The following is a 12,501-nucleotide window of genomic DNA, read 5'->3' as shown; positions in this document are numbered from 1 at the left end:
GTTATGAAAAAGGCATTAATACATTCACTTTTTGCATTATCTCTGCTCACAATAATAGTAGGATGCGACAAGGGTACTGATGGACGCCGAACCCTATTGCCCAATATTACAGGAGCTGCCGGTGAGGTGGTGATTGTGGTAAGTGGTTCGGTAATTAACGAGTCAATGGGTAACCTGTACAAAGAAATACTTGAGGAGGAATACCCTCTACTACCCCAATCGGAACCTCTTTTTAGCTTGGCCATGGTGCCAACAGCTAACTTTACCGACATCTTCAAAACCCACCGCAACATCATCATCACAAAGGTTGGCGATGAGTTTAAAGAGGCACAAATAGTAACCCAGCGCGACGTGTGGGCTGCCCCACAAACGGTTATTAACATTGTAGGGCCTACCTATCCTGCCATTGAGCGTATGCTTGCACAGGAAAAGGATCGTCTGATACAGCTGCTGGAGCAAGCCGAACGCGATAGGGTTGTGCAAAATGCCAAGAAATTTGAGGCCGAAGGATTAAGGCGATTGGTGGAAAGGAAATTTGATATGTCGATGTACTTTCCTACGGGCTACACCCTAAACCTTGACACCACTGATTTTGTGTGGATTTCGTACGAAACGCCCCACACAAGCCAGGGTATATTTATTTATGAGTATCCGTATACCGACGACAACACCTTCACAGCTGATTATCTAGTTGAGAAACGAAATGATTTCCTTAAGCGATTTGTTCCTGGGCCAACCCCCGGCAGCTATATGGTTACCGAAACACTTATACCGCCTGCTTTCAACTCGTTAATGTTTAAGGGAAGGTACTTCGGGCAGCTCCGTGGCCTATGGGATGTTCATCAGCACCCTATGGGCGGCCCATTCATTAGCCTTACAACCGTTGATGAAGACCGAAATAAGGTAATAACTGTTGATGGATACGTTTACGCTCCCAGGCTAAACAAACGGAACTATGTACGGCAAGTTGAGGCCATACTACAAACCATAAACCCTGCACCCGTTGAGGAGAAAGAGTAAAACATAAAAAAAGGAGGCTAATTGGCCTCCTTTTTTGTGCTTCTTAAATTATTTCTACTCGTTATCCTCTATCGATTTTGAAAGGCCGCTGCGGATTATGCCTCTGCTCGACGATTTAATAAAGTCTAAGATCAGGTCACGCTCAGGCGTTGATGGCATAGTGCCCTCAATCTCGGCAACAGCTTGTGATACATTTAGGCCTATGCCATAAATAATCCTGTATATCTGCTGGATCTCGGCTACCTTCTCGGGGTTAAACTGCCGACGCCTAAGGCCAACAACATTTAATCCTACAAACGAAAGCGGGTCGCGCCCGGCCATAGCAAAAGGAGGTACGTCCTTATTAACTTTTGAGCCTCCCTGAATCATAACATGTGAGCCTATTCTTTCGAACTGATGCACAAGACATCCCCCCGAAAGGATGGCAAAGTCTTCAATCTCAACCTCACCGGCTAGCTGAACGGCATTGCCAAGGATTACGTAATTCCCAACAATGCTATCGTGTGCAACGTGCACATAGGCCATTAGCAGGCAATTCGTGCCTACCCTGGTTGTTCCCCGAGACGCTGTGCCCCGGTTAACGGTAACACATTCCCTTAGCACCGTGTTGTCGCCTATTTCAGCTGTAGTAACCTCGCCCTTAAACTTCAAGTCTTGCGGTATGGCTGCAACAACAGCTCCAGGAAAAATCTTGCAATTTGACCCAATCCGAGCGCCATCCATTATGGTTGCATTTGGCCCAATCCAAGTACCATCACCAATTACCACATCTTGTGCAATGTAGGCAAAAGGTTCTATCTTAACATCCTTTCCAATTTTTGCATCGGGATGAATATATGCCTGCGATGAAATCATACGCTATTTCTGTTTTACTATTTGAGCCAAAAGTTCACCTTCCATAACCAAATTTTCACCCACAAACGCTTGGCCAAACATATTTGCAATTCCCCTGCGGATGGGCTCCAGCAGTTCCAACCTAAACACAATGGTATCGCCGGGCACAACCTTGCGCTTAAACTTCACCCTATCAATTTTAAGGAAGTAGGTTATGTAGTTCTCGGGGTCGGGCACTGTGTTCAACACGAAGATACCTCCCACCTGGGCCATTGCCTCAATCTGGAGTACCCCGGGCATTACAGGCTCCTCGGGGAAGTGACCCACGAAGAAATCTTCGTTCATGGTCACGTTCTTGATGCCCACCACTGAGTTATCGTCCATCTGCAGAATCTTGTCAACAAGAAGGAATGGTGGCCTGTGTGGCAGGATGTTTCTGATTTGGTTTATGTCGTATATTGGCGTTTGGTTTAAATCAATCTTGGGGATGTTGGGCTTCATAGCCTCCTTGCGAGCCATCTTTCGAATAATCTTGGCAAGCTCGGTATTGGCATGGTGGCCAGGGCGCTTTGCAATGATCTTACCTTTAATTCTACGGCCAACAAGCGCTAAATCGCCAACAATATCGAGGAGTTTATGTCGTGCAGGCTCGTTATGGAATCTCAGGTCAACATTGTTGAGTATCCCTTCGGGCTTAACGTGAACACGTGGCTTGTTAAAAAGATCTGCGATTCTATCGAGTTCCTCCTGGGGCACCTCATTCTCCATAATAACAATGGCATTCTGCAGGTCGCCGCCTTTGATGAGGTTATTTTTCAGAAGCACCTCGAGCTCATGGAAGAACACGAATGTTCGACAGGGTGCTACCTCTTGGGCAAAATTGTCGAGGTTAATAAGCTGTGCGTACTGATTACCCAGAACCTTTGAGTTATAGTCGATAAGGACATCGATGCTAAATGACTCATCGGGGTATGCAGCAATCTCAATTCCACGCTCAGGATCAGAATATACCAACTTCTCCTTTATTACATAGAACCCCCTCTCGGCCTCCTGAGTTTTTACGCCAACCTTCTGTATCTCCTCTACAAAAACCTTGGCACTTCCATCCATAATGGGCATTTCGGGTCCATCTACCTTAATAAAGGCATTATCGATACCAAGGCCCGATAGTGATGCCAAAACGTGCTCCACAGTGGTAACGCGAATGCCATTCTGCTCAATGGTAGTTCCACGTGATGTGTCCACCACATTATCGGCAATACCATCAATGGTTGGTTCACCCTCAAGGTCGGTTCTTACAAACACATAGCCTGTGTTTTCAGGTGCAGGGCACACCTCCAGTTTTATATCTACACCTGTGTGTAGCCCTTTACCTGTAAATTCTATTAAGTCGTTTAGTGTAGTTTGTTTCTCAAGCATAGCGATCTTGGATTATGGGTAAAATTGAAAAAACCCTCAAAAGTACTCAAAATTATTTTAAACTAAGGTGACCTTTATCAATCAATTGTTTAATACTATCGAGGTCGCGTTTCATGTCGGGGAGTTGCTTAAATACCACGAACGAACGGCTATACTTTCGGGAGGTCATAGCAGGGGTGCCCATATAGGTTTCGTTGGGTTCTTTTAAACTGTTAGGGACGCCCGTTTGAGCCGACAGTTTAACCCCGTCGGCTATAGATATATGCCCGGAAACGCCTACCTGCCCACCAAACATACAGCTTTTCCCAATCTTAGTTGAACCGGCAATCCCCACCTGAGCAGCAATCACTGTATTCTCTCCAATTTCAACATTATGAGCTACCTGAATAAGGTTGTCGAGCTTAACACCCTTACGTATAATGGTTGAACCCATGGTGGCTCTGTCGATGGTAGTGTTTGCTCCAATCTCCACATTGTCTTCAATCACCACATTCCCAATTTGAGGTATTTTTTGATAGGAGCCATCGGGCTGTGGGGCAAAGCCAAATCCATCGGCACCAATTACAGCACCGGCATGGATAATGCAATTGTTTCCTACTACGCAACCGCTATATACCTTTGCTCCTGCAAAGAGAATGGTATTGTCGCCAACTACCACATTATCGCCTATGTATACCTGAGGGTAAATCTGCACGTTGTTTCCAATGGTCACGTTTTGTCCAACATAGGCAAATGCGCCGATAAAAGGGCTCTTGCCCACCTTGGCGCTTTTCTCCACTACCGACTGCTTATGCACCTTGGCTTTGGGCCGTTGTGAGGCGGAAACCATACTTAGCAACTTGGCAAAAGCCTCGTAGGCATCGGCAACTCGAATAAGTGTAGCCTTAACTGGTTGCTCTAGTTCAAAATTGCTGTTGATAAGTACAACTGATGACTGGGTTGAGTATAAATACTTTGAGTACTTTGGGTTTGACAAGAATGATAACGCGTTGGGGCTTCCCTCCTCAATTTTTGCCACTGTGCTAACCTTTACGTTAGGATCTCCTTCAATCGTTCCGTTTAAAATATCGGCAATGGCTTGTGCAGTAAATTCCATGGTGTGCTTACTTAATTTTGTGGCAAAACTAACAATTTATAACGAAAGTAGCTTATGACTATTTTGGATAGCATAGAAAATATTTGGTAATCTCCTTCGACAATATCTTGGTATTTATCATATCGGAAGCAGAAGCAATATCGACCAGAGCACCATTATTGTATAGTATTTTTATTGATTCTTCGGACATTCGATAGGCATTGTTACTAACCGAACCCGTGAACACAAAAAAGTGACTATACTCTGCAATCTTGGGGTTCAACTTTTCAAAGCTGGACTGTTTAGCCGCTACCTCATCGAGGGTAAACTCGTTGTTTCTGAGCTCAACCTTAAAGAGCTGCCTATTGGTAACCATGGTAGCCAAAGTCGACAGGGTTGCATCGGGGTGATTTTGCCATTGCTTGGCCGCCACCATGATATCAGAATCGTCAATCTTAACATAATGATCAATGACCTCGGAACTAAGGTCAACTTCGGCTTGTAAGCTAGGTGAAATCTGATTACTAAGAAAGAATGAGAGTGCTGGAGTACACCACAGCTGCTCCCCAGCCAAAGCAAGCTGCCTCCCCCGCGAAAGAAGCTGGGTTAGTAGCTTCTCGGCCGAAACAACCGTTTTATGCAGATACACCTGCCAGTACATAAGCCTACGGGCAATAATAAACTTCTCGATAGAGTAAATACCCTTGGCGTCAACCACCAGATTATCGTCCACAACGTTTAGCATCTTGATAATCCTGTCTGAGCCTATTGCCCCCTCGGTAACGCCAGAAAAGAAGCTATCGCGTCTTAGGTAATCGAGCCGATCGACATCGAGCTGACTGGACACAAGCTGATGCAAAAAGTTTTTGGAGTAGGTTCCCTTGAAAATCTCAATGGCCATATCGAGCCTACCGCCCATCTGCAGGTTAAGCTTACGCATAATGCCCCGCCCAATATCCTCATGGCTAACACCCTGAATAAGGCTGTACTCCAACGAGTGGGAAAAAGGGCCGTGCCCAATATCATGCAGCAGAATGGCAGCCGATGCTGCCTCGGCCTCCTCGTCGGTTATGGTATGCCCCTTGGCCCTTAGCACCCCTATGGCTAGCTCCATTAGGTGCATTGCCCCAAGGGCATGCTGAAAACGGGAATGGTTTGCACCGGGGTACACCAAGTAGGTAAGCCCCAGCTGTTTAATATGCCTAAGCCGCTGAAAGTAGGGGTGTTCAATTATATCAAAAGCCAAAGGGTAGGATATGTTAATAAACCCGTGTACAGGATCGTTAACAATTTTCTTTTTATTTGTAGGAAGCATTTACCATTAATTTGGAGGTTATAAGCCGAGAAAAGCAAAATGCTTAAGCAAAGTACGAAAGATTTGGGGCAATTGTTCACAATAAGAAAAACCAGCTTTCGCTGGTTACAAAAATAGCTTATTTAGAACAAACTAGAGTTCAACGAGGTTGAAATCGACCTTGTTGATGAGCGCTTTGTAATCGTTACCTGCAAAGTAGATGTCCTCGTCATCCTCTTCGTAGTACCAATATATGCTGACCTTTTTATCATTCTGGCTAGCAATAGCCTCCACCTTCTTCATGATATCGAATAGGCGTTTTGATGAGCTCGTGTTAAAATACTCGAGCTTAAAGTACACCTTGGTTTCATCCTTAGGCTCTTGTGCATATCGGTCAACCCAGCTTAAGATAGGATGATAAAAGTCGATAACATTTTCGGGGATTGAACGCCCCTCGATACGTATCTCACCCTCTTCCGCATTTAACATCACATACGGTGAGGTTAGGGTTTCTTTGAGTTCGAATGTTTGCATATAAGCTACGAATTAACTACGCTCAGATTATCACTAGGCTTTCACATCCTCATCAAGGATGATGTAGTCGTCACTATGACCGTTTCGAACGATGGCATCCCAGTATCTATAGGTAATAATAGCCTCGTTGCCCGTTTTTTTGCTTTTAACCCTAACTCTTTGGCTTTTTTGTCTTTCCATCTCCACCTCTTCGAACTGGAATGGGATGGATATCAGCGCATCCAAATCTTGTCCCAGCATAAGTATTGATTCGTCATCCTCCTCGTAGCGCCAATGGATACTTACGTTATGTCCATTCTGTGCGCAAATATCTAGATGCTTCATCATCTCGTTTATATACTTATTGGTACTGCTATTGGTATACTCAAAGAAGAAGGTAACCTTAGTTGACTCTGCTGGCGTTTTAACGTACTGTTCTACCCAATCGACAAGGGGTTGCCAAAAGGAGAATACATCCTCGGTTATTGAGCGGCCTTCAATTTCAAGCACACCATTCTCGGAAAAGTTTACGTAAGGGCAATCTGGTGTTTTATCAATAAGAATCCCCATAGTTGTTGAATTTATGTATGCTAAGGTTTTAGGATAAACCTAACTCGCCTTAAAAGTAATCTTTTGGTTTTAAATAATCAAAATTAATGAAAAAAAGCAGGCTACAAAAAAGCCGAAAAAATTTGCCCCCACTGCTAGTGGTCAAAATCTAATACGGCTGCCACCAATTCCTTAACCCGAAAAAAGTTGAAAACAGATGCAACGCCCACGCCCGCAACAGCGATTAAAGCTGCGCTTAAGGCCCAGTGTAAAGGCAACCATGCTAACATAAGCGCAAGCAAAGCGAAGACGCCCAGAAAAGCAAAAAGCCTTCCCACAGCAGCCCATGGTATCTTTAAAGTAAAGGTTCGGAGTGTAACCAACCCTTGTAATATGGCAATAATTAAATGCGTTATTAGGCTAACTACTGCAGCCCCAAGCGCACCGTACTTGGGTATGAAGATGAAGTTAAACACAATATTTACAACACCCCCTACAAGTGCAATGACGTTTAAATGTGCAAGGCTGCCATTGGCTGTAAGAAGCGTACCTAATACATACGACATTGAAGAGAATACAAAACAAGCCATAAGAATGGCAAATATTGAAGCTGATTCCATAGCTTTGCTAACGTATAACAACTCCATGATGGGCTGTCGATGCACAATGCAAGCCGTTGCAAAGGCTATGGCAAACACCATCAGTAGGCTTAATGAGAACCTCAGCAGCTGATTGACTGACTCACCCAAACGAAGCATGCGCGAAAAGATGGGGAGCAAAAGGGTAGAGAACAAGAACGGAACCATAACGCTGGCATCGAGCAACCTAAATGCCTGAGCATAAACACCAGCCTGAATTTGCCCATCGGGTAGTAGCCGCTCCAGCATAACTGAGTCAACCCTGTAATGAAACGACATTAGCAGTACCAGTAGGGCATAGGGATAGCTTTGCTTGGCTATACTAGCAAGAAATGTAAGACTAAACCGTGGAGAAAACGAATCGACCTTGCCGGCCACTACCATAAGCGCAATAAGAGCCGTTAAGCCATAGGCTAAGCTTTGGGCATAAACAAACCATTCAATGGAAAAGCTTTGCCGCAGAGGGGTCCATAACAATACGCTGCAAAGAATAATCATAAGCACCCGGTCGGTAACGGAAAGCAAGCTATCGGTTCGGAAAAGATGTAATCCGCTGATGTTGCTTCGCAGGTACAGAATGAAACTCGACAGGAACTGATTAATGGCCAGGAAAAGTAACAGCCATAGCTGCCTGTCGGAATAGCCCAGCATAAATGCTGCACCAAAGCATACTACCATGAACAAGATGGCCATAAAAAACTTTATACCCACCATGTTTGACAGGTACCTAGGCAACATCTGTGGATTCTGACTTATCTCCCTATTATTAAAGTTGGTTAGCCCAAAGTCGAGGGTGATGTTAAGTAGTATTGAAAAATTGAAAAGTGCAAAGAAGAGACCATACTCCCCTGCACCTACCATATTCTGCACAGTTCGGTCTATTCCAAATATCCAAATTGGCTTAACCAGCAGGTTAAGGCTTAAAAGCAGTATTAGGTTGGTGGCAAACTTACGTTTCACTTGAGCCTAGTCCTTTTTGCTAATGAAAATTGCTACAAAGCTTTACTTCGATTTGTAGATAATTTACAAAACTAGCTAATGGTTTCGATAAAAATATGCTATTTTGTCTTCCGTTAAAAATTTAACCATATGCAGATTGCTGTAAACACCCGACTTTTAATTAAAGATAAGCTCGAGGGCATTGGCTGGTTTACCTTCGAAACCATCAGAAGAATAGCAGCTAAGCATCCAGAGCATCAGTTTTACTTTCTGTTCGATCGTGACCCACATCCCGACTTTGTATTTTCTGCAAATATTACCCCAGTAGTTCTATGGCCTCAGGCCAGACATCCCTTTCTTTGGTACTTGTGGTTTGAGGTTTCGGTAGCACGATTTTTAAAAAAGCATCGTATCGACCTTTTCGTTTCGCCCGATGGATATATTCCCCTACGGAGCAATGTGCCTAGCGTTAGCGTAATTCACGATATCAACTTCAAGCACCACCCCGAGGGAATTCCCTACCTTACACGTAGGTATTACAACCATTTTTTCCCTCGCTTTGCGAATAAGGCAAACCATATAGTAACCGTAAGCAGCTACTCTAAAAACGATATTGCCCAAAGTTTTAAGATTATTCCAGAAAAAATAAGCGTTGCACACAATGGTGCCAACGAGCAATACACCCCGGTAAGTGACACTGAGGCACAAAGCCTTCGCAATGAACTCACATCGGGGGCGCCCTACTTTGTATTTGTTGGGGCACTAAGCCCCCGCAAGAATGTGGCAAGGCTTATTACAGCCTTTGGCCAGTTCTTGGCCAGGAGCCAAAAAGACTACAAGCTGGTCATTGTGGGTGAACCGATGTTTATGACCAATGATATTAAAGAGGCGCTAAAGAGTATGGGCAACTCCTGCTCGGTTGTATTTACCGGGAGACTCCAGGTTGAAAAGTTGCGCTTAGTACTTGGTAGCGCTATAGCATTGGTTTACGTGCCCTACTTCGAGGGTTTTGGCATTCCACTGGTGGAAGCCATGCGATGCCATCTGCCAATTATTGCTTCAAACAAAACATCTATTCCCGAAGTGGTAGGTGATGCAGCGCTTCTGGTTGATCCATTCGACACCAACGCTATTGCCAACGCCATGAAGCTTGTGGCAATTGATAGTAAGCTACGCGAAGCGCTGGCCGAAAGATCGGCTCGAAGGAAGAACAACTTTTCCTGGGATAAAACTGCCGACGCCCTGTACACAGCAATGCAAAAGGTACTATCAGAAAAAATTATGCGCAATGCTTAAATCACGCTTTAGCGAATTTACCCATGAGGTTGGCTGCGATGAGGCTGGTCGTGGCTGCTTGGCCGGACCGGTTGTTGCTGCGGCCGTAATACTGCCTGCAAACTACTCGCATCCTTTGCTCAACGATTCGAAACAGCTATCGCACAAGCAAAGAGAATGGTTAAGGGTTGAGATTGAGCAGTCAGCTGTGGCGCACTCGGTGGCTATGGTTACTCCGCAGGAAATTGATAAAATAAACATCCTTAACGCATCCATCAAGGCAATGCACCTTGCCATTGACAGGCTAACCATTAACCCCGATTACATTATTGTTGACGGAAATAGGTTTAAACCCTACAAAGAAATACCTCATAGCTGCATAGTTAAGGGCGACTCTCTGTATCTGAGCATTGCAGCAGCTTCGATACTGGCCAAAACGTACCGCGATGAGTATATGAAAAACCTATCGGTTGAGTTCCCTGAGTACTTGTGGGCAAAAAACAAAGGCTACCCAACACGTGAACACCGAAGAGCCATTGAGGAGCATGGCGCTAGCCCTCACCACAGGCGTACATTTAGGCTCACCAATAGCCAGCTGGCAATACCTAATCTTTAATTGAAAAGATATTACTATACTTGCCATTTATTTTAAACCGTTTGCCCAATGCAACATCGAACATTCTAATAAATCAATAAATAAACCAAACCTTAATAATTTAATTCCGATGAAAAGATTCAAAGTATTACTGCTTAGCATTCTACTTATTTCATCATCGCTTGCAAAAGCTGATGAAGGGATGTGGTTACTACCGCTCCTGCAAAAGTACAATATTGCCACCATGCAATCGATGGGACTTGAGCTAAGTGCAGAAGAGCTTTACAGTATCAACAGCACCAGCCTAAAGGACGCCATTGTAATTTTTGGTGGCGGCTGTACTGGCGAAATCATTTCCGATAAGGGTCTAATCCTAACTAACCATCACTGTGGCTACGGAGCAATTCAGAGGCACAGCAGCACGGAGCACGACTACCTAAAGGATGGCTTTTGGGCCATGTCGATGGATGAGGAGATAGCCACACCAGGTCTATCCGTAACATTCCTTGTTCGGATTGAAGATGTTACCGATGAAATAACCAAGCCCGTAAAGTCGAAAATGACCGAGGAGGAACGCTCAAAGGTTATCGAGGATGCAGCAAAAGCCATTGAAGAAAAAGCAACCGATGGAAACCACTACAGGGCTATGGTACGCAGCTACTACGGTGGGAATAAGTACTACCTACTGGTATACGAGCGCTTTACCGATGTTCGTATGGTAGGTGCACCCCCCTCGTCGATTGGAAAATTTGGAGCCGACACCGACAACTGGATGTGGCCTCGCCACACTGGCGACTTTGCTCTTTTCCGTGTATATGCCGACAAGGATAACAAACCCGCCGATTACTCTCCCGACAACGTTCCCTACCAGCCCAAACATCACCTACCCGTTTCGCTCGAAGGTGTTGAGAAAGGCGATTTCGCCATGATCATGGGATACCCAGGTGGCACAACCCGCTACATGACCTCCTGGGAGGTTGATGAAGCCGAGAAAATTACCAATGCCCAGCGCTCATTCATCAGGGGCATCCGTCAGGAGATTATTCTTGAGGATATGCTCGCCAGCGACGAGATTAGGATTAAATACTCATCAAAGTACTCGGGTAGCACTAACTACTGGAAATTCTCCATTGGTCAGAACCAGGCGCTAAAACGCCTAAAGGTTAAGGAAACCAAACAAAAGAAGCAGGATGAATTTACCCAGTGGGTAAACGAGAAGCGTAAGCGCTCCAAGGAGTACGGCGAAGCTCTCGATTTAATTAGAACAGCTATTGAGGAGCGCCACGACTATATGTATGCCAACATGTACATTAGCGAAACCCTCCTTCGTGGCACCGAGCTAGTTTCGTTAGCAGGTAGGGCAAATGCCCTTTACGAATACCTCAAGGGCGACGAGGACAAAGGCCTTGAAAACAGGATTGACCGCTTTAGGCAGTCGGCTACAGCTTTCTACAAAGATTACAATGCACCAACCGACAGGAAGGTGGCCAAGGCTATGTTCAAACTTTTTGCCCAGCAGGTGAAGCCCGAGTTCCACCCATCTGTATTTGAAACCATTGAGAAAGAATATGCAGGCAACTTCGATAAGTTTATCGACCATATGTTCGACAACTCAATCTTTGCCGACTCAACCAAACTTTGGAAGGCTCTTGAGAACCCAACAGCAGAAACATTCGAAAACGACCCTGCCTTTGCTGCAACCAAATCCATAAGCGAGGTAACAAGCAAGATTTGGAGTGAGCTAGGTGAGATTAACAAGAAATTTGCCAAGGGGCACAGGCTGTATGTTGGTGGAATTATGGAAATGAATGAAGGGCAACCGATTTACCCCGACGCCAACTTCACTATGAGGCTTACCTACGGTCAGGTGCAGGACTACTACCCACGCGATGCGGTTCACTACAACTACATCACTACCCTAAAGGGTGTAATGGAAAAAGAGGATCCAGATAACTGGGAGTTTGTGGTTCCCGAGAAACTCAAAGAGCTATACATGGCAGAGGACTACGGGCCATACGCTATGGACAATGGCGAAATGCCAGTGGCATTCATTACCAACAACGATATAACCGGTGGAAACTCAGGTAGCCCAATCATCAATGGCAAAGGTCACCTTATTGGCTGCGCCTTCGATGGTAACTGGGAAGCCATGAGCGGCGACATCATTTTTGAGCCCGACTACCAGCGCTGCATTGGTGTTGATATCCGCTACGTACTTTTCATTATCGATAAGTATGCTGGCGCCAAGCATCTAGTAGATGAAATGACCCTTGTAAAGTAACAAAACGAATTATGCAAAAATGCGGTTTGGTTGCCCCAAACCGCATTTTTTATATCCTTTACCTTCGCA

General features: G+C 45.0%; 11 protein-coding genes. 4 read left to right on the top strand and 7 right to left on the bottom strand.

The window, feature by feature from the left end; all coding sequences use genetic code 11:
• Positions 1–3 precede the first annotated feature (3 nt).
• A complete protein-coding gene (locus tag G8O23_RS11625) occupies positions 4–1,020 on the top strand; it encodes a DUF4837 family protein (protein WP_166364982.1) in 1,017 nt (338 codons plus the stop codon).
• 54 nt (positions 1,021–1,074) lie between these two features.
• On the opposite strand, the gene lpxA is transcribed toward G8O23_RS11625, so the two are convergent.
• From lpxA to G8O23_RS17635, 7 genes are all read right to left on the bottom strand, one after another.
• Positions 1,075–1,875, bottom strand: coding sequence for an acyl-ACP--UDP-N-acetylglucosamine O-acyltransferase (gene lpxA, locus G8O23_RS11620; protein ID WP_166364980.1), 801 nt, complete (start codon positions 1,873–1,875; stop codon positions 1,075–1,077).
• Between the two features lie 3 nt (positions 1,876–1,878).
• A complete protein-coding gene (locus G8O23_RS11615; protein WP_166364978.1) occupies positions 1,879–3,273 on the bottom strand; it encodes a bifunctional UDP-3-O-[3-hydroxymyristoyl] N-acetylglucosamine deacetylase/3-hydroxyacyl-ACP dehydratase in 1,395 nt (464 codons plus the stop codon).
• A gap of 52 nt (positions 3,274–3,325) precedes the next feature.
• On the bottom strand, positions 3,326–4,369 hold the full coding sequence (gene lpxD / locus G8O23_RS11610) for a UDP-3-O-(3-hydroxymyristoyl)glucosamine N-acyltransferase (RefSeq protein ID WP_166364976.1): 1,044 nt from the start codon (positions 4,367–4,369) through the stop codon (positions 3,326–3,328).
• Positions 4,370–4,427: 58 nt separating this feature from the next.
• The gene (locus G8O23_RS11605; RefSeq protein ID WP_166364974.1) at positions 4,428–5,663 is read right to left on the bottom strand and encodes an HD domain-containing protein; all 1,236 of its coding nucleotides are present in this window, start codon (positions 5,661–5,663) and stop codon (positions 4,428–4,430) included.
• Positions 5,664–5,795: 132 nt separating this feature from the next.
• A complete protein-coding gene (locus G8O23_RS11600) occupies positions 5,796–6,176 on the bottom strand; it encodes a DUF1987 domain-containing protein (protein ID WP_166364972.1) in 381 nt (126 codons plus the stop codon).
• Between the two features lie 33 nt (positions 6,177–6,209).
• Entirely contained in the window at positions 6,210–6,725 is a 516-nt protein-coding gene (locus tag G8O23_RS11595; protein ID WP_166364970.1) for a DUF1987 domain-containing protein, read from the bottom strand.
• Between the two features lie 134 nt (positions 6,726–6,859).
• Entirely contained in the window at positions 6,860–8,302 is a 1,443-nt protein-coding gene (locus tag G8O23_RS17635; RefSeq protein WP_166364968.1) for an MATE family efflux transporter, read from the bottom strand.
• Between the two features lie 129 nt (positions 8,303–8,431).
• Here G8O23_RS17635 and G8O23_RS11585 point away from each other — a divergent pair, with 129 nt between their 5' ends.
• The 3 genes from G8O23_RS11585 to G8O23_RS11575 all read left to right on the top strand — a co-directional run bounded on the left by G8O23_RS11585 (position 8,432) and on the right by G8O23_RS11575 (position 12,432).
• Positions 8,432–9,577, top strand: coding sequence for a glycosyltransferase family 4 protein (locus G8O23_RS11585; RefSeq protein ID WP_166364966.1), 1,146 nt, complete (start codon positions 8,432–8,434; stop codon positions 9,575–9,577).
• Positions 9,570–10,172, top strand: a complete 603-nt coding sequence (locus G8O23_RS11580) for a ribonuclease HII (RefSeq protein ID WP_166364964.1) — start codon at positions 9,570–9,572, stop codon at positions 10,170–10,172. Before G8O23_RS11585 ends, G8O23_RS11580 begins: the two co-directional genes overlap by 8 nt.
• 109 nt (positions 10,173–10,281) lie before the next feature.
• Positions 10,282–12,432 carry a S46 family peptidase gene (locus tag G8O23_RS11575; protein ID WP_166364962.1) on the top strand — a complete coding sequence of 717 codons (2,151 nt, stop codon included), beginning with the start codon at positions 10,282–10,284 and terminating at the stop codon, positions 12,430–12,432.
• Positions 12,433–12,501 lie beyond the last annotated feature (69 nt).

This window comes from Perlabentimonas gracilis (assembly GCF_011174675.1).
In the GTDB taxonomy this organism is placed as follows: Bacteria; Bacteroidota; Bacteroidia; order Bacteroidales; family Tenuifilaceae; genus Perlabentimonas; species Perlabentimonas gracilis.
Note: the sequence above shows the minus strand (reverse complement) of the source record. Positions and strands in the feature narration are given on the sequence as shown.

Coding starts and splice junctions, on each gene's coding strand:
- G8O23_RS11625 (WP_166364982.1), top strand. CDS start 4: ATGAAAAAGGCATTAATACATTCACTTTTTGCATTATCTCTGCTCACA.
- lpxA (WP_166364980.1), bottom strand. CDS start 1,875: ATGATTTCATCGCAGGCATATATTCATCCCGATGCAAAAATTGGAAAG.
- G8O23_RS11615 (WP_166364978.1), bottom strand. CDS start 3,273: ATGCTTGAGAAACAAACTACACTAAACGACTTAATAGAATTTACAGGT.
- lpxD (WP_166364976.1), bottom strand. CDS start 4,369: ATGGAATTTACTGCACAAGCCATTGCCGATATTTTAAACGGAACGATT.
- G8O23_RS11605 (WP_166364974.1), bottom strand. CDS start 5,663: ATGCTTCCTACAAATAAAAAGAAAATTGTTAACGATCCTGTACACGGG.
- G8O23_RS11600 (WP_166364972.1), bottom strand. CDS start 6,176: ATGCAAACATTCGAACTCAAAGAAACCCTAACCTCACCGTATGTGATG.
- G8O23_RS11595 (WP_166364970.1), bottom strand. CDS start 6,725: ATGGGGATTCTTATTGATAAAACACCAGATTGCCCTTACGTAAACTTT.
- G8O23_RS11585 (WP_166364966.1), top strand. CDS start 8,432: ATGCAGATTGCTGTAAACACCCGACTTTTAATTAAAGATAAGCTCGAG.
- G8O23_RS11580 (WP_166364964.1), top strand. CDS start 9,570: ATGCTTAAATCACGCTTTAGCGAATTTACCCATGAGGTTGGCTGCGAT.
- G8O23_RS11575 (WP_166364962.1), top strand. CDS start 10,282: ATGAAAAGATTCAAAGTATTACTGCTTAGCATTCTACTTATTTCATCA.